The following is a 17,220-nucleotide window of genomic DNA, read 5'->3' as shown; positions in this document are numbered from 1 at the left end:
GTTCAACAAAAAAACGATAGCCCGGTTTCAGTCACTCGACGAAAAACCGGGCTATCAGTCTCTTATTGCCTCACTAAGAGGGCCATTTAATGATATTTATCCATATATGGCACACGTTGTCAGAGTTTGCGCTTCACTTCGACTTGCTCGTAGGCTTCGATGATATCACCTACTTTGATGTCATTGAAATTCTGGATATTCAACCCGCATTCGTAGCCAGCAGCCACCTCTTTTACGTCGTCTTTAAAACGCTTGAGCGACGCCAGATGCCCGGTATATACTACAACCCCATCACGGATCACCCGTATGCTGTGGTTTCTGTTGATCTTACCATCCAGCACCATACAGCCTGCGATTGTACCGACCTTGCTGATCTTAAAGGTCTCCCGGATTTCGACATTGGCTACGATTTTCTCTTCATACTTCGGTTCCAACATACCTTCCATGGCGGCCTTCACCTCCTCGATCGCATCGTATATAATCGAATACAACCGGATGTCGATCTGTTCTTGTTCGGCGAGCTTCCGAGCACCGGTAGACGGCCTCACCTGGAAGCCAATAATAATCGCGTCTGACGCGGATGCTAACAGCACGTCTGATTCCGAGATCTGGCCAACCGATTTATGGATAACGTTGACCTGGATTTCTTCTGTCGACAGTTTGAGTAACGAGTCGGACAGCGCCTCGATGGAACCATCCACGTCGCCCTTAACAATGATATTGAGCTCTTTGAAATTGCCAATGGCTAATCGTCTACCGATTTCATCGAGGGTAATATGTTTCTGCGTGCGGAGGCCTTGTTCACGCTGCAACTGAAGCCGTTTATTGGCCACTTGGCGGGCGTCGGTCTCGCTTTCCATTTCATAGAATTTATCACCTGCTGTAGGTGCACCCGACATCCCAAGCATCTGCACCGGTGTTGAAGCGCCAGCCTCCGTGACGCGTTGTCCACGCTCGTTGTAGAGGGCTTTTACCTTACCACTATGGGATCCAGCCAATATGGGGGCCCCTACCCGCAGCGTGCCCCCTTGTATCAATACGGTGGTGACAATACCCCTGCCCTTGTCGAGGCTCGCTTCGATTACCGATCCTACCGCACGTTTCTTCGGGTCGGCCGTCAGTTCGAGCAGCTCTGCCTCCAACAACACCTTTTCGAGCAGCAAATCTACATTTTGCCCAGTCTTACCCGATATTTCCTGGCACTGGTACTTACCACCCCAGTCTTCGACCAGGATATTCATGCTGGAAAGCTGTTCGCGGATTTTATCGGCATTTGCATGGGGTTTGTCGATTTTGGTGAACGCAAAGACGATTGGCACACCGGCTGCCTGAGCGTGGTTGATAGCCTCTTTCGTTTGCGGCATCACGCTATCGTCCGCCGCGATTACGATAATGGCAATATCGGTGACCTGTGCACCGCGCGCACGCATCGCCGTAAACGCCTCGTGGCCCGGTGTATCGAGGAACGTCATTTTTCGTCCATCATCCAGTGTCACTTCATAAGCCCCTATATGCTGGGTAATCCCGCCGGCTTCACCGCCGATAACGTTAGTTTTACGCACGTAATCAAGCAATGATGTCTTACCGTGGTCTACGTGGCCCATCACGGTGACGATGGGTGCGCGCGGGATGAGGTTTTCCGGGGTATCCGGTTCTTCCAGCTCTGTGTTTTCCTCGTCTTCAGGCTTCACGAATTCGATTTCATAGCCGAACTCATCCGCTACGATCGCAATCGTTTCCGCATCCAGGCGTTGGTTGATGGAAACGAAGAGGCCAAGGCTCATGCAGGTCGCGATGATTTGTGTTACCTGTACACCCATCATGTTGGCCAGGTCGTTGGCGGTCACGAACTCCGTAACCTTCAATACCTTCGACATCATTTCCTGTTCCAACGCTGCTTCTTCCGCCGAATGGGCAATATCATCACGCTTCTGACGGCGGAGCTTCGCGCGCTGGGCGAACTTGCTGGATTTACCCGCACCGCTGAGCCGTGCAAGGGTGGCCTTAATCTGGTCTTGGATTTCTTTTTCAGATGGTTCCTCCCGGCTTTCGCTACCATGACGTGGCTTGCCCCTGAATTCCGACCGCCCTTTACCGCCGCCTTGGTGGGGCGTCGTATGGGTGCCTGGCCGTTGTTGGGTTGGTTTATCCTTACGTTTCCTTTTCCGCTTCTGGTCGTGAGCTGCCCCACCTGCTGAACTCGAAGAAGCCACTGGCTTTTCTTTCGGATGGTGTGTAGGCAAATCAATCCGACCAACGACGTTGGGGCCCGTGAGGCGCTGCGCCCGCGCCCGGATAACGTCTTGTTTTGGTAAATGTGTCTCCGCTTTGGCGTCGGCCTTCCGTGATTCGGATGGAGCACTTGCCTCTGGTGCGGGCTGCTCTGCTTCAGCTGCTGCTGGCGGCTGCTCTTCCTCGGGCTGCTCCACTGCAGCGGCAACTTTTTCCGGCTGTTCGGCTGGCACATCAGCTATCTTCGATTCCGGCACCTCCTGTTTTGGTGTTACGGCTTCATCAGCGGCCTTTGTCACTTCCTCTTTTGCGGGTTTAGGGTGATGTTTCCCTCCTCTATTCAAGGTCGACAAATCTATTTTGCCGACAATCTTCATCCCCGTATGGTGGGGTTCTTCTTCCACTTCGACAGTAGGCGCAGCAGGCTTTTCTTTTTCCTTCTCTGGTTCAGATGCTGCTACCTCTGGGTGTTCGTCGGGCACGAACGAGCCCGTATTCTTAATTAGAATCTCCTCCCCGTCACTCTCACGCCTTGGCTTTGGCATAACCGCTTCAGCAGGTGACTCTTCGCGACGAATCTTACCAATGATGATTTGATTGGCTTCCTCCTTCACGATCTTATCGCCCTGAAACTCCCGTAACAGCACATCATAGGTCTCGCTATCCAGCTTTGTAGCCGGCTTGGGCTCGATTTCATAGCCACTTTTGGCTAAAAACTCCACAGCGGTGCCTATACCAATGTTCAGTTCTTTTGCTGCTTTCAGCAATGTTATGCGCTTACCTTCTGACATCTAATTTATTTACCTCTCGTTTTTTGTGCTATACAAAAGTATACTTTTTTAAGCGTTTATCGGCAATGAAATGAAAATGCCGCGTTGATGCATGCCGCTATTCAAACTCCGCTTCCAACACCTGTATGATTTCGTGAATGGTACTTTCCTCTAAATCAGTGCGCCGCACCAGATCGTCGACGGAGAGAGCCAATACCGATTTGGCAGTATCCAACCCAACACGCTTCAGCTCATCGATGATCCAGCCGTCAATTTCATCTGCAAATTCTTCGATATCCACATCCTCTTCCACCTCTTCGGCTTCGCGATACACATCTATTTCGTATCCTGTCAACTTACCTGCAAGCTTGATATTATGCCCACCGCGCCCGATTGCCAACGAAACCTGATCGGATTTAAGGTACACCGCAGCCGTCATGTGCTCATCGTCTAGCTTGATAGAACCGATGCGCGCTGGGCTCAGCGCCCGCTGGATGTATAGCTGTGTATTATTGGTGTAATTGATCACGTCGATGTTTTCATTGCGCAGCTCACGCACGATACCATGTATACGCGAGCCTTTCATGCCTACACAAGCCCCCACCGGGTCGATGCGATCATCGTACGACTCCACAGCTACCTTGGCCCGTTCACCCGGTTCCCGGACGATTTTCTTAATTGTGATCAATCCGTCAAATATCTCTGGCACTTCCAACTCAAAGAGTCGCTGCAAGAAAGCGGGTGACGTGCGCGAGATGATGATGCGGGGATTGGCATTGACCATCTCTACCTTCTCTACCACGGCGCGGATGGTATCACCTTTCTTGAAATAGTCTGCCGGAATCTGTTCGGTCTTCGGCAAAATCAGCTCATTGCCGTCATCATCGAGCACCAACGTTTCTTTTTTCCATATCTGGTATACTTCGCCGGTAATCAGCTCCCCTTCTCTATCCTTGTATTTTTTGAATACTTCGTCTTTCTCTAATTCCAGTATTTTAGAGACCAATGTCTGACGGGCCGCCAGTATGGCCCGGCGGCCGAAACTTTCGAGCGTGATCTCTTCGATATAGTCATCGCCTACTTCCAAATCGGGGTCGTATTTCCTTGCCTCGGCAAGCTCTATTTCCAAATCGTCGTCTTCCGAGAACTCGTCTTCCACGACAACGCGGGTACGCCATATTTCCAAGTCACCGTTGTCGGGGTTGACAATGACGTCGCAGTTTTCGTCTGTACCGTATTTTCTGCGGATCATACTCCGGAAAACTTCCTCCAGCACACTGATGACCGTCGGGCGGTCGATGTTCTTGAACTCTTTAAATTCTTGAAAAGAGTCAATGAGATTGATATTATTGCTCATTTTATTTAAATGAAATTAACACCTTTATTGTTGTGATGTTTCCAAGGGGTATCATTCGCTGCTGTTCCACAGCTTTCTTCCCTTTCTCTTTTATTTTTTCAACGATGATGATGGACTCTTCTGCCACCTCCACTAATTTGCCTGACACGGTTCCCCCATCCTGCAGCGAAACCTCAACCGTTCTTCCGATATTCTTGCGGTATTGCCGCACCGTGTTTAGCGGGCGGTCTATACCGGGCGACGACACTTCCAGTCGGTATGCATGTTGTATCGTATCTTCCTCTTCCAAGTGGAAACCCACATGGCGGCTTATCGCTGCACAATCTTGGATACTGATCCCTTGGTCGCCGTCTACTAACACCTCCAACTTGCCGTTGGAATGCATCTTTACGTCTACGACAAAGAGATCTTCCCTATCGGCAATTTTCTCCTGCACCAATGTGTTAACCCTGTCTTCTATCGAATGTGCCACGTCTCTATCAAACTAGTAACCATGAAAAAAGGGGACTAAAGCTGTCCCCTCTTTACCAAGATCACGCAAAGGTAAAAAAAATCTTCAAAAATAAAAAATCACGCCCGTCGCTTTTTTCACCTTTTTTCAACCACATTGCTAATGGTTTTCTGCATCTGGGTCATCATCGCCGTGAGTGTTTCCATCGTTGGCTCGGGGGGCGGCTCGGGTAACTGTGTACTGATATATGCTTTTGCTCTCCATACTTCTAATATATCGTCTGTGGAAACCCAATACGGATCGTAACTCTTGTTATCGGATACCAGCTTCAGCCCTTTGTCAGCCTTATATTTAAAAGCAATACGTTTGTACACAATACCTTCATCTTTGGAGATGACCACGTAGGTCTGCCCCGGTTTGATGCTGCTCCAATCTTCTACATATTCGGCAATGACCACACTGCCCGGCTGGAGCGGCAGCATCGAATCACCTTTGATTTCAAAAGCCCGATAGGTACCCTGCCTGAACATGGGCAGGCTAAACCGAGGCAATTCCGCGATGTACTCCGGATCGGCATAACCATTCAGATATCCGGCACTGGCTTTGACTGGCACCAGTTCGATATTCTCCTTATCCTCACCATCTACAGTGATGCTCAATACCCGGACACTGGCCGCGTTGCCACGGGCCGTAGGCTTCCACTTATCGTCAATCACATCATTGGCCAACTCATCCATCGTTAGGTTATAAAAGTCGGCGATTTTCTTTAGCAACTCATACTTGGGTTCTGCCCGGCGTTCTTCATAGGCCCCTACAGACGCACGTTTAATACCCATTTCTTCCGCAAATTGCTGCTGGGTAAGCCGCTTTTTCTTACGAAGGTATTTAAGATTGTTAGCAATGTTAGACATAAAATAAAAATAAATTTGTATTAACTAAATAAATTAGTATTATTGTGCCAATAAAGTTAGTAACTTTTTCTAGATTGTAAAAATTAATACTAAAATATTTTTTCCACAACATGAGTAGCTATGTTTATATCCTTACCGACAGCAACCGCAATTGCCTCCATGTAGGCATGACAGACGACCTCCGAAAGGCCGCCGAGACGTATCGCGAACTTACAGGATTGTTTTTCGATGCTTATTCTACCGTGTCGCGGTTGGTGTATCACGAAACACTCCCAAGCAACGAGACTGCATTACGCAGGTTTAACGAATTAAGCCATTACACCCGTATGCAGAAAGAGCGCTTGATACGGCGGCGTAACCCCAATTGGCTGGATTTGGGAGCTACAGGCGCGAAGCGGGCCACTTACCCAATGATTGTCGTTTACCAACCCGGTGCGAAATTCAACCCAAATGTTCCGAATTGCACATCGGTGCGTTGAAATGGAAATGCATAGTAAGGCTCCAGTACCATTGCGCCGAACAGGTTTACACGTAACGATACGCCAGCGCTGAGTGCTGGGATGCGTTCATATGTTTCAATAGCAGGCAAACTGGGGTCGGTCGGATTTACCTGCGAATCGATCAACCGTGGTGTACTCCTGAATGCGACTTTCGAATCGCTATTCCAAGCCAGTCCGGCATCAAAAAACAAGTTCAAATCAGAAAATAGCATTCCTGAGCGGATTACAGCCAGCTTTTCGGGGCCGGTGAAGGGCAGCCGCAATTCAAAATTAAATACGGCAATACGCGTTCCCATAAGGCTATTGAAGTTAAAACTCCCAGTGCTATTGCGGAATGACGAGCTCTCATAACCCCTTATTAGATGCGGGTATCCCAAAAACAACGGATATAACGCATTCTCATGCTTACCTGCCCGCATGTATGTATATAATCTGGCGGCCACCGTAACCGGCTGGTAACGGTTGTACTTACGCACATCAAATGTATATGCCGTGAAATTATAATCGCCGAAATATTGCTCTGCCCCGACCCGGTACCGATATCCTTGCAATGGAGCAGCAATACCGAATACAGCATTGTCACCGACGAACGAGGTGTTTACCTGCTGGATGGTGAATGCATTGAAGCTACCACCGAATAGCTGACCTGCTTCGTCATTTTCTATTTTATCCCTACCCCCATAGCCATAATAATAACTCTGCCACCACCGGTCTACGCGGTAGCTGTAACGAGCAATGGCTCCACCCAACTCAAACCGGTGGTTCCGTGAAAACGGGTAAGCCCCGAAAGCTTCAGCTTGCTGTTGGAATGTCCGGATAATATAGGTATCGAGAATCGGTTCGTCGCCGTTCCCAACATCCCTAATGTCATACATCGAAAAACCTGACATATACGGAATATGCGATACTGCGCCACCCCAGTTGATCCGACTTTTCTGATTGATATAGGCCACCTGGCCACCAAAATCATAAATCTCACCATTTATGGATAGCGCCGCAAAAATCTGGTTGTGGCCCAGAATATCTGAAAACATACCCTGGATACCACTGGCTATGCCCGCACCATAACGGCTACCGACCGCTAACCCCATCCCGCTATTGGCGAGGTAATCTAGCTTGAAGTTCGGTTTGTAGGGCACCGACGCGATCTGGTTGTCGCCAATACGCTGGAACAGGTTGAAGTTACTCAGGTTGGCATTCACCACATCCACCCCGAGATTCTCCGGTGGAGGCAGCAGCGCAGCATCGAAGTTAACAACATACGGATCCACCTCGACCGGTGTGAACTCACTTTCTCTTGCATAATAAAGGGAGTAGCCGTTATCACGGAAATACGAATACAATACATCTCCCTTGGCCGAGAGGCTCAGCGCCGGTGAGTATTCCGTGATGCCACTGATACCGGTAAAATACTGAGTCAGCCGCTCCACCTTCTCTTCTGCCAACGTATATCGGTACATATTGCGGAAGCCATCGCTGTTAGAGAGAAAATAAACTTGGCTGTTGTCGGCCGAGAACTGCGGATTTAGGTTGTTGGCTCCTTGGAAAACGTTGATGTTTGTTATGGCACGCGTATCCAAATCGATTATCGCGATATTCATTGGAATATCTACACTCTTCGAATCCGATTGCAGTGACACTCGATCCGTACTAAACACGATGTATTTTCCATCGTGCGAAAAGGCCGGCTGATAATCCGAATAGCGGTCATTCGTCAGCTGTGTAAGCGCTTTGGTCCTGATGTTGTATAGATAAATATCACTGTAGCCATTCTGCAGGCCCGAAAAAGCCACGGTTTCCCCGTCGGGTGACCAGGCGATGTTGGCAAATTCCGAAATGTCACCCATCGCTTCCAGCAGAAGCTGCTTGCCGTCCTCCACATCCACCACCATTAGCTTACTCTTGCCCCTACTGAACACGGAGAAAGCGAACTTACGGCTGTCCGGAGAAAACGCCCCCGACGATTCGATAAAACTATATTCATCGATATCTTCATTGGTGAGCTTACTACTCAGCTTCCTAATGTTCTCTCCGGTTTCCGCGTCAGCCAAAAACAGGTCTATACTGAACAGGTTTTTCTCCGAAAGGAAGGCGATATGCTTGCCATCGGGTGAAATTGCAGGCGATACGTTCATCCGGCCCGAGTTTCCTGTGTTGATGATTGAACGTCCCACGGGTTTCACAGCCGTATCTACCGGCAGGCTGCGGTATGCATTGATCATGCTGTTCCGCCATAAATTGGAAAGTGTCTGCGAATCGTAACCGAAAACACGCCGGATCCCCATTTCATAGCCATACATTGCCGTTGCCTTAAATAATGGCATGATCACCGTATCGCCATAGGTAGCCCCGATATACGACCAGAACGCCTGGCCGTAGCGGTACGGGAAATACCGGTTCATGTTTTCGGTCATCTGCCGCAATGAAGGAATATCATTATTCAGATACGCATCACGCATCCACATGGCCGTAAAAGCGTCTTTCTTGCCGATGGAAAAATATTCTGCCATCCCTTCCACCATCCACAGGGGGATATTGCCGATATTTTCCAACCGGGTGGAGTCGCCACCCTCCATCAGCACACGGTACTGGAACGCGTGGACCAGCTCGTGGCCGAGCACGTGCCGGGTCTGTTGGTTTATCTGCATCACAGGCATCACAACACGGGTTTTGAATGCCTCGGTAACTCCTCCTGTCCCCACGCCTATCTCTCCTTGGACCGTCGTTGTCTGTTGGAACTCCGGGTGGTTGGCGTAGAGAATAATCGGATTCTTACGAATGAATGTATCGCGGAACACCTGTTGGTGCAACTCATACCACACTTCGCTTTCCTTGGCCAGCCACCGTACTAACGTATCGTTTTCCAAATAATAGTGCAAGTTAAAGTGAGGTGTCTCATATACACTGAAATCCAATGTCTTATACCTCATTTTATTTTGACCAAAATACTGAGCTTGAACCGTTGGCGCAACGGTACAAAACAACAATATGGCAAACATATTCAACAATGTGCGCCTGAAGAATCGATTGTGGTACGTCATGGGAAAAATGGGTATTTGATACAATGAGTAATTAGAACGAATATCGGTGAAAAAGTTTAATTATCGGCAACATATTATTTTTTTGATGGGTCCGGCACTTCGATTTCAATCTGCTGTTCCAGCTCTTCTATATCCGATGGAATCTCCAGCATGATATCTGGCAGCCTCAACGGCGCAATACTATCCGTGACGGTACTGTCGGGCCGCACAATACGGGGGCTCGGACAATGGTACTTGCGATTGATCGCTACCCCTGGCTCGGGAAAGGGACCGTAATCATAACCGAGCGAATCATCGTGGTAAAGCCGTTCCATAAATTTGCCGAATACCGGCAACGCAGTACGGGAGCCTTCGCCTGTTTGTGAATCGCGGAAATGGATGCTCCGCTCGTCGCACCCAATCCAAACACCCGTTACAAGATCCTTGGTTACACCCATATACCAGCCATCCACATAGCCTGACGATGTTCCGGTTTTCCCTCCGATCTGGTTGCCGTTCCGCCAAAGGTCCCATTCCCACAAGGCCTGCGAGGTGCCTTCGGGCTCTTCCATGGTACCCCGTAGCATATACCCCATCAGCCAGGCTACCTCTTCACTGATCACCCGCTTTGCGGTAATTTTGAATGTGGCGATGGTATTTCCATCGTAATCTACAATCTTCGAAACCAAAATAGGTGTTACCCGCTCCCCTTTGTTCATAAACGTCGCATAAGCATTGACCATTTCAAACACGCTAACGTCGTTTGATCCTAAGCTTACCGAAGGTACCGAGGTTAACGGACTTTCGATACCACATCGATAGGCTGCATCGACTACCTTATCCCACCCCACTTCTTCGGTGATCTGCGCCGTAATGGAATTGACCGATCGCCCCATAGCCCATCGCAGCGACATCTCTCGGCCACTGAATACCCAGTCGGCATTCTTCGGCTCCCAGGCTTTTTCCTCTCCGTCTTCCACATAATTAATACGAACGAACTTATCGGTATACTTATCGCAGGGCGACATACCGGCTTCCAGCGCAGCCAGGTATGCGAATGGTTTGAACGTGGAGCCCGCCTGCCTTTTTGATTGAAACACATGGTCGTATTTATAATATTGATGGTTGATACCACCCACCCACGCTTTGATTTCGCCATTGTAGGGGTCCATGGTCATCAAACCGGCATTCAGCATCATAGCATAATGTGCCAGTGAATCCATTGTTGAATACTGCACCTCCTTAGGGCCATCCCAGGTAAATACTTCCATTGTTTTGGGCAGATTGAGGTTATAGAAAATACTGTCTTTGTTGCCCTGGTATTTTTCGTCCAACTGCGCATAGTACGCTGTCCGCTCAGCAAGGCCTTCTAAAAAGCCGTCAATTACCACCCCATCCGCATCTCGCCAGGGGATCTCACCACGCCATGCATTTTCCAGGCGCTGCTGCAATACCGCCATTTGGTCGGCTACCACTTCTTCAGCGTGGCGCTGTACCCGCGAGTCTATCGTGGTATAAATCTTCAATCCATCCACATAAATATCATAACCGTTTGTCTCAGCCCAATCGTCCAACCAACGTTCCACTGCGGTGCGCAAGTATGAGTCGCCACTACCCAACTCTTCGGTCTCCCCGAGGCGCAATCCCAAGGGGGCTGCCTTCGCAGTTTCGTAGGCCGTATCGCTCAACATACCCGCTTTATACATCTGCCCCAGTACCACATTCCGCCGCTCAAGGGAACGCTCGGGGTTACGCACCGGGTTATAACGGGTGGTTCCTTTTAGCATACCGATCAACACGGCGGCCTCGGGAGCAGCTAATTCGGATGCTTCCTTGTTGAAATAACGCCTCGCCACGGTTTTGATACCGTACGCATTGTTGCTGAAAGAAACCGTATTGAGGTACATTGCCAAGATATCTTTTTTGCCATAGTTATTTTCCAACTTGAATGCGGTAAGCCACTCTTTGAGTTTGAACACGACCATACCTACACCCGGTATTTTTCCCAACAATCCATTCGACTGGTTATACCGGGTACGGTACATGTTTTTGGCCAGCTGCTGGGTAATGGTACTGCCGCCCCGTGGATCGCCTTGTATGGCCGACGCGGCACTCGAAAAAACAGCGAGGAAATCCACGCCGTGGTGCCGGAAGAACCGAATATCTTCGGTTGCCACCAATGCATTAACCACATTGGAGGAAATGCTGTCGAAAGGTACTGGAGAACGGTCTTCCTTAAAATAACGACCAATTAGCACGCTATCGGCCGTGTATACCTCCGATGCCACATTCTGAATAGGTTTACGGATATCTTTTACAGTGGGCGAATAACCGAACAACCAAAGGAAATTCATCTCTACCATACACACCAACAGAATAATCGTGTAGGTGCCGATAATGATTATGCGTATGTAGCGGTTTCGTATCTCCTTAAACATGGGGTAAAGATGACGATTTGTTTTGATAATACTGACGGGGATATATGGTATTCCGCTACATTTGCCCTTGCGATTCATCAATAAAACCTTATATTGCAACCACGTCAATTCGTTATGATTATGTCTAAAATCTCCGATAAATACGGGGTCACCTCGGGCGAGTCGTTCAAGCTGGCTAATTTCCGGACATCCGATGCCGGACTTCTTAAAAAGAAGGAAGCAAAAGCTGATTTGGCCGATTTCCAGGATCAACTGAAAGAATACCAGGAGCGATTGTATGCTGAAGATTCACAGAGCTTGCTGATTATCTTCCAGGCCATGGATGCAGCGGGAAAAGACGGTGCCATAGAACACGTAATGAGCGGTGTAAACCCGCAAGGTTGCCAAGTATTCAGCTTCAAGCAGCCTACCAGCAACGATTATGAGCACGATTTTCTATGGCGGCATTACAAGGCATTGCCCGAGCGAGGCCGTATCGGCATACACAACCGTTCTCATTACGAGTACGTACTCATTTGTAAGGTGCACCCCACATTCAACTTATCGGAGCGTATCCCGGGATATCGGGATGAGGCCGATTTTGACGTTAATTTCTGGAACAACCGCTATGAAAGCATCCGGCAGTTCGAAGCCCATTTGCACCGTAACGGCACCAAAATCATCAAATTTTTCCTGCACGTTTCAAAAGATGAACAGAAGGAGCGCTTCCTCGACCGAATGGAAGACAAATACAAGAACTGGAAGTTTCCCGCATCGGACATCGAAGAGCGGGGCTATTGGGATGCGTACATGCGTGCCTACGAAGAGGCTATTGCCGCCACAGCTACGGAGGCCTCGCCTTGGTACGTCATTCCGGCCGACCGAAAATGGTTTGCCCGGTATGCAGTCGGAAAGATCATCACAGAAACCTTGGCAGATATGGAGCCGGAATTTCCGAAGCTCCCCGAAGAACAACGCGCCAAGCTTACTTCATATAAGCAACAACTCGAGTCGGAAAAATAAAGCTATTTGGCCAGGCCATATTCCAATGCGATACGTACTAATCCGGCAGTATTGCGGGCGCCTATTTTGGCCATCATATTCCTTCGGTGAGTTTCCACTGTCCCGAATCCGATAAAAAGACTCTCGGCGATCTCTTGGGTGGTGTATTCTTTCAATATTAAATCCAATACTTCTTTCTCCCGCCGCGAAAGCGTCGGAAAAGGGTTTAACTTAGCTTCCTTTCGGGGTGAACCGATACTGTTCACAACAATTTCATTGACCGTATTTTCCAAATAAATCTTTCCCCCAGCTACCGCATGGATCGACTTCAGCAATTCATCCTGTCCAGCATTTTTCAATACGTATCCCCTGGCACCGTGCTGTAGCATCAACTTGATCAAACTGCTCTCCTGATGCATTGATATGGCAATGATCTTCCCCTGTGGATACTCATTCATCAACCGCTTACAGACCTCAATACCACTAATATCGGGGAGATTTATATCCAACAATATGATGTCGGGTGTGCATTTTTTAATTTGACTGATTCCCTCTTCACCCAAGCTTGCCCAACCAATTAGGGAAATATCTTCTGCCGCATCAAGCATGTGCTTGAATCCGTCAATGACCATCTGATGATCATCTATGATGAATACATTCGTCATATTATCGGTATTTCAATGGTCACGGTTGTGCCGCTACCTATTCGTGAGTCAATGTGGAGACTGCCTTTCAAGAAATCCACACGGCTCTGTAAACTCTTTAAGCCAAGTCCGGAAGCTTGGTTGGCTTTGCCGACATCAAACCCTTTTCCATCATCTTCTATCGTCAGAATAATGGATTCCGGATAGGCAATCAACTGAAGCAGCACGTGTTTCGCATCGGCATGTTTCCGGATATTAGCTAGCAATTCCTGCACGATCCGATAAATCATCACAGACCGTGTCTCCGCCAATGGTTTGGGAATGGCGCTGATTTCCAAGGTAACGGCAATCCCAGTCTGCCTTAACCCTTCACCGAGGTCGACAAGCGCACCTTCCAGACCGGAAAGGCTGAGCGCATGGGGCATCATATTATGCGATATCCTTCGAACCTCGTTACAGGCTTCGTCGATTAATTGGTTCGTTTTATCATAGCGAGGTAGATCTTCGGGACTTACGATGGTGGCTTGAAACGTTGAAAACAAAGACTTTACCGAACTGAGCAACCCACCCAACCCATCATGCAGGTCCTTTGCTATACGCATACGTTCAGCCTCCTGCCCTTCAATCATACTGGTCATCGCCAGTAAGCGATTTTTATGCTTCAACTCGATGATTTGTTGTTGTCTCAATTCCTCCTGTTGAGCGGCAATGGTCTGCTGGTAAACCAGCCGCTTCCGGTAAAACACAGCTAAGGTGACTAAACTCAGGGCGATAATCATGGCGACCGCTAAAATCTGCCTTTTCTGACGTTCCTTCCTTTCAATCAACACTTTGTTCTTCTCGTTTTGATATCTGGCCTCCAATTCGTATACAATCTCGTCCCGTTGATTCTCCTTAATTTCCTCGTATAGTGCAAGGTATCGATCACGGAATCCCAGGGCGCGTTCATAATCACCTATGACCCGATAATAGTTCGAGATCGTCATGGCCATGAGGCTTTTTTCCCGAATCGGGTTGCTTGTTTCCAACGATCGAGTGGCTCTTTCCACGATAGCTGCCATTCCAGTCGTATCCTCCAGTGCCGTCTTTGCATCGATCAGGAACCGAAGATTCACCTCAGACTCGCTATTGTCCGGATGGCGCTCCGTAGCTTTCTCCAGAAGTGGGACCGCTTCCTGGTATCGTTTGTTACGGATGTGAAGGTTTCCCAGATTGGCATAGCTATCATAATCGAGCTCCCTCCCAACACCCAGGGTCAAACTGCGGGTGAGAAAATTCTCCGCTTGGCCGAAATCCCCGAGTGATGAATTGACAGCTCCTAAATTAATCAGGCATTTTTTCTGCAAGAGCATCATACTATTAGCCAAAGCCAGCTTATAGGCAATACCATAATAGTGAGCTGCTTTTTCATAATTGTCGTTGGTATGAAACAACACCCCCAGCGTATGAAACAATTCCGCCATGTACGGAAGCTTATACTTCTCGCACAGTTTGACGGCAGCAAGGTACGTGCGGGTGGCCATATCGATAGACCCTTGCACAATCTCATAGTAAAGCCCTTTGGCTTCAAGGGATTTCGCTTCGCCTAATGGATCGTTGTAGCTTTTGGCGAGCACGAGCGCCTCGTTGGCATAATACAACGCACTGTCGCTATTCAGCTCGGTATGTTCCCAGGCCAAGTCAAGAAACCATTGTATGGTATCCGAAATTCCATCATTGCCAACATCACGTTGGAGACTCATCACCTCCGTCGCTGACAGCAAGAAGGAAATACATACCAGCAATGAAATACGTAATACTATCAATCGGGTCATAATCGACGGCAATGGTATTTGATGCGTCTAAAAATAGTAATATTTCATGATTTACAGCAATCCGAAGGATTTGCCGAAACGGTAACGCAATCCCACTTCGTGGGTCGTGTTATTGATACGTCTATTCAATGGTTCATTCCGCGCATTGAACTGATAGCTGTACCCGATGCCCAATCCGCCGAAATTCAATTGCACCATACCGGCCACCTCACCATAACTACGTACATTCAGACCAACGCCGAACACCCGCTTTACAAACACCATGGCACCAATATCAGCTTGGGGCCGCAGACTTTGGGCGTACGTCACCAGCAACGAAGGCTTCAGGTGGAAATCCGCTCCCATTGGAACCAGGGCACCTGCTATTAGGTGATATTGATTACGAAAATCATACTGTTTCATCCCGCCTAAACCAAGTGTACTTAGCATAAGACGAGGTAACGATAACCCCACATAATAGCGCTCTGGGGAATACAGCATCACCCCAAAGCCCGTCATCACATCGGTCTCGCGCACGTCATCGCGAAAGGTTGGATCTTGCGGATCGAGTGCCGAAAAGTTTCCATTCACGTGGCTTAACCCTGCATTCAAAGACAAGCCTATATATTCCTTTTCGGAGATGCGTACGGCCTTCGCGAAGAACACGCTGGCTTCCAGATGATCTTCCACGGCCATACTTTCGTGTTTGATGTTCAGGCCAACGGTTGCCCCGAACTGCGGCAAGCCGATATGGCCACTACCCCAATACGCCGTAGGCGCCCCCTCCAAACCTACCCACTGCCGTCTTCCTATGAATGAAAATTCGCCCTGCTCCTGCAGTAGGCTCGCTGCGGGATTTAACGCTGACCGGTGTTCGGCATATTGCGTATAGGTGAGCGCCTGTTGCGCACGTGTTGTTATCGTTGTTGCCGCGAGCAGTGCAGCAATGGTGATTAGCTTTTTCATGTCCATACTTTTATTTTATCGAATTCATGTAGATCAATACCGCAAAACGAAATACCCTTTGTGATATGTCCAATTAACACCTTCTTTGATTTCTACGATATAGAAGTACGTTCCTGCCGGGAGGTTGGTAGATCCGGAACCTTTGCCAGTAAATGATCGGGTACCGTTATCATATCCATTGACTTCGTAAACGATGGTGCCGTTCTTATTGAAGATGGTCACGCGGTTTTCCGGATAATCCCGTATACCCTCTATCATCAGGAATTCGTTGATTCCGTCGCCGTTGGGCGATACCGCCTGATGAATCCTAACGGGAAACTTAGCCGCCGGATCGACCACGCGCACGGTAATGGTCACTGGTATTGCGGCGTCGTAGTTTGCGCTGCCCGCCTGCGTGGCGGTAATGCGCACGGTACCTAACCGCAGGATGCGGAGTGATGTACCGTCCAGCGACGCCACCTGCTCGTCATCCAACGTCAATGTCACGGGCAATCCGCTGGAACTACTCGCCCCCAGATCGATGCTTCCTACTTCGCGACTCACCTCACCAATATCCCGTAAAGATATCGTTTGCTGTCCTTTAGCTACCGTAACCTGCTGCGTTACTACCGGTGTGTTACTGTAGTTAGCATTCGGAGCTACCGTCGCCGTTATCGTAGCAGTACCGATGCCGACGATCTGGACGATGCCGTTTTGGACGACCGCTACCTGCTCATTGCTACTGGCGTACACGATCATTTCTCCGGTATTCGCCACCGCCCCGGCAGGAAAATCGCTGTCACCGAATGTTTTGGCCGGAATCGACGGAAATTGAATGCTCCGAGCCACCGGCGTCACGGTCAGTGTCGCCGTTATCGCCAGTGATTCATAGTTATCACCGCCGATGGTGGCCGTCACCGCCTGGCTGCCTGCAGCCGTGCGGCTGTTATTCGTGTAATCCACCGACGTACCGGCAGGCAGTGTACCGCTAACAGCCAACGACTTAGCCGTTCCATCGTAGGCAAAGCTGCCATCGGCCAGCGTCACGCCCGCAATCCCAGCCGGAGTCACGGCGAGCGTCGCCGTCAGCTCCAGCGACTCATAGTTATCACCGCTGATGGTAGCTATCACCGCCTGGCTGCCCGCGGCAGTGCGGCTGTTATTGGTGAAGCTTACCG

General features: G+C 49.2%; 12 protein-coding genes. 2 read left to right on the top strand and 10 right to left on the bottom strand.

Annotated elements, in window-relative coordinates; genetic code table 11:
* Positions 1 to 119: 119 nt before the first annotated feature.
* The 4 genes from infB to NGM62_RS17135 all read right to left on the bottom strand — a co-directional run bounded on the left by infB (position 120) and on the right by NGM62_RS17135 (position 5,721).
* Positions 120 to 3,023, bottom strand: coding sequence for a translation initiation factor IF-2 (gene infB, locus NGM62_RS17150; protein ID WP_262249509.1), 2,904 nt, complete (start codon positions 3,021 to 3,023; stop codon positions 120 to 122).
* A 97-nt stretch (positions 3,024 to 3,120) separates the two neighbouring features.
* Positions 3,121 to 4,359 (bottom strand): transcription termination factor NusA, encoded by a 1,239-nt coding sequence (gene nusA, locus NGM62_RS17145; RefSeq protein WP_262249508.1) that lies wholly within the window; start codon positions 4,357 to 4,359, stop codon positions 3,121 to 3,123.
* A 1-nt stretch (position 4,360) separates the two neighbouring features.
* Entirely contained in the window at positions 4,361 to 4,831 is a 471-nt protein-coding gene (rimP, locus tag NGM62_RS17140; protein ID WP_262249507.1) for a ribosome assembly cofactor RimP, read from the bottom strand.
* Positions 4,832 to 4,947: 116 nt separating this feature from the next.
* Positions 4,948 to 5,721 (bottom strand): LexA family transcriptional regulator, encoded by a 774-nt coding sequence (locus NGM62_RS17135; protein ID WP_262249506.1) that lies wholly within the window; start codon positions 5,719 to 5,721, stop codon positions 4,948 to 4,950.
* A 110-nt stretch (positions 5,722 to 5,831) separates the two neighbouring features.
* On the opposite strand from NGM62_RS17135, the gene NGM62_RS17130 reads away from it, so the two are divergent.
* A complete protein-coding gene (locus tag NGM62_RS17130; RefSeq protein ID WP_262249505.1) occupies positions 5,832 to 6,200 on the top strand; it encodes a GIY-YIG nuclease family protein in 369 nt (122 codons plus the stop codon).
* Here the strand turns inward: NGM62_RS17130 and NGM62_RS17125 are convergent.
* Both NGM62_RS17125 and NGM62_RS17120 read right to left on the bottom strand, forming a co-directional pair.
* Positions 6,143 to 9,151, bottom strand: coding sequence for a DPP IV N-terminal domain-containing protein (locus NGM62_RS17125; RefSeq protein ID WP_262249504.1), 3,009 nt, complete (start codon positions 9,149 to 9,151; stop codon positions 6,143 to 6,145). The two genes, NGM62_RS17130 and NGM62_RS17125, sit on opposite strands and share 58 nt — an antisense overlap.
* Positions 9,152 to 9,336: 185 nt before the next feature.
* Positions 9,337 to 11,679, bottom strand: a complete 2,343-nt coding sequence (locus NGM62_RS17120; protein WP_262249503.1) for a transglycosylase domain-containing protein — start codon at positions 11,677 to 11,679, stop codon at positions 9,337 to 9,339.
* Between the two features lie 120 nt (positions 11,680 to 11,799).
* Here NGM62_RS17120 and NGM62_RS17115 point away from each other — a divergent pair, with 120 nt between their 5' ends.
* Positions 11,800 to 12,681, top strand: coding sequence for a PPK2 family polyphosphate kinase (locus NGM62_RS17115; RefSeq protein ID WP_262249502.1), 882 nt, complete (start codon positions 11,800 to 11,802; stop codon positions 12,679 to 12,681).
* 2 nt (positions 12,682 to 12,683) lie between these two features.
* Here the strand turns inward: NGM62_RS17115 and NGM62_RS17110 are convergent, their stop codons facing one another.
* From NGM62_RS17110 to NGM62_RS17095, 4 genes are all read right to left on the bottom strand, one after another.
* Complete coding sequence (locus NGM62_RS17110) at positions 12,684 to 13,325, bottom strand: response regulator (RefSeq protein WP_262249501.1); 642 nt, start codon at positions 13,323 to 13,325, stop codon at positions 12,684 to 12,686.
* Positions 13,322 to 15,118, bottom strand: a complete 1,797-nt coding sequence (locus NGM62_RS17105) for a tetratricopeptide repeat-containing sensor histidine kinase (RefSeq protein ID WP_262249500.1) — start codon at positions 15,116 to 15,118, stop codon at positions 13,322 to 13,324. The genes NGM62_RS17110 and NGM62_RS17105 overlap by 4 nt, the downstream gene beginning before the upstream one ends.
* A 51-nt stretch (positions 15,119 to 15,169) precedes the next feature.
* On the bottom strand, positions 15,170 to 16,063 hold the full coding sequence (locus NGM62_RS17100) for a PorP/SprF family type IX secretion system membrane protein (RefSeq protein ID WP_262249499.1): 894 nt from the start codon (positions 16,061 to 16,063) through the stop codon (positions 15,170 to 15,172).
* 33 nt (positions 16,064 to 16,096) lie between these two features.
* On the bottom strand, positions 16,097 to 17,220 hold a 1,124-nt coding region (locus NGM62_RS17095), incomplete at its 5' end, for a T9SS type B sorting domain-containing protein (RefSeq protein WP_262249498.1).

The sequence above is a fragment of the Parapedobacter soli genome (genome assembly GCF_025460835.1).
Lineage (GTDB): Bacteria > Bacteroidota > Bacteroidia > Sphingobacteriales > Sphingobacteriaceae > Parapedobacter > Parapedobacter soli.
This window is presented reverse-complemented; position numbering and strand designations above follow the sequence as displayed.

Coding starts and splice junctions, on each gene's coding strand:
- infB (WP_262249509.1), bottom strand. CDS start 3,023: ATGTCAGAAGGTAAGCGCATAACATTGCTGAAAGCAGCAAAAGAACTG.
- nusA (WP_262249508.1), bottom strand. CDS start 4,359: ATGAGCAATAATATCAATCTCATTGACTCTTTTCAAGAATTTAAAGAG.
- NGM62_RS17135 (WP_262249506.1), bottom strand. CDS start 5,721: ATGTCTAACATTGCTAACAATCTTAAATACCTTCGTAAGAAAAAGCGG.
- NGM62_RS17130 (WP_262249505.1), top strand. CDS start 5,832: ATGAGTAGCTATGTTTATATCCTTACCGACAGCAACCGCAATTGCCTC.
- NGM62_RS17125 (WP_262249504.1), bottom strand. CDS start 9,151: ATGAGGTATAAGACATTGGATTTCAGTGTATATGAGACACCTCACTTT.
- NGM62_RS17120 (WP_262249503.1), bottom strand. CDS start 11,679: ATGTTTAAGGAGATACGAAACCGCTACATACGCATAATCATTATCGGC.
- NGM62_RS17115 (WP_262249502.1), top strand. CDS start 11,800: ATGTCTAAAATCTCCGATAAATACGGGGTCACCTCGGGCGAGTCGTTC.
- NGM62_RS17110 (WP_262249501.1), bottom strand. CDS start 13,325: ATGACGAATGTATTCATCATAGATGATCATCAGATGGTCATTGACGGA.
- NGM62_RS17105 (WP_262249500.1), bottom strand. CDS start 15,118: ATGACCCGATTGATAGTATTACGTATTTCATTGCTGGTATGTATTTCC.
- NGM62_RS17100 (WP_262249499.1), bottom strand. CDS start 16,063: ATGAAAAAGCTAATCACCATTGCTGCACTGCTCGCGGCAACAACGATA.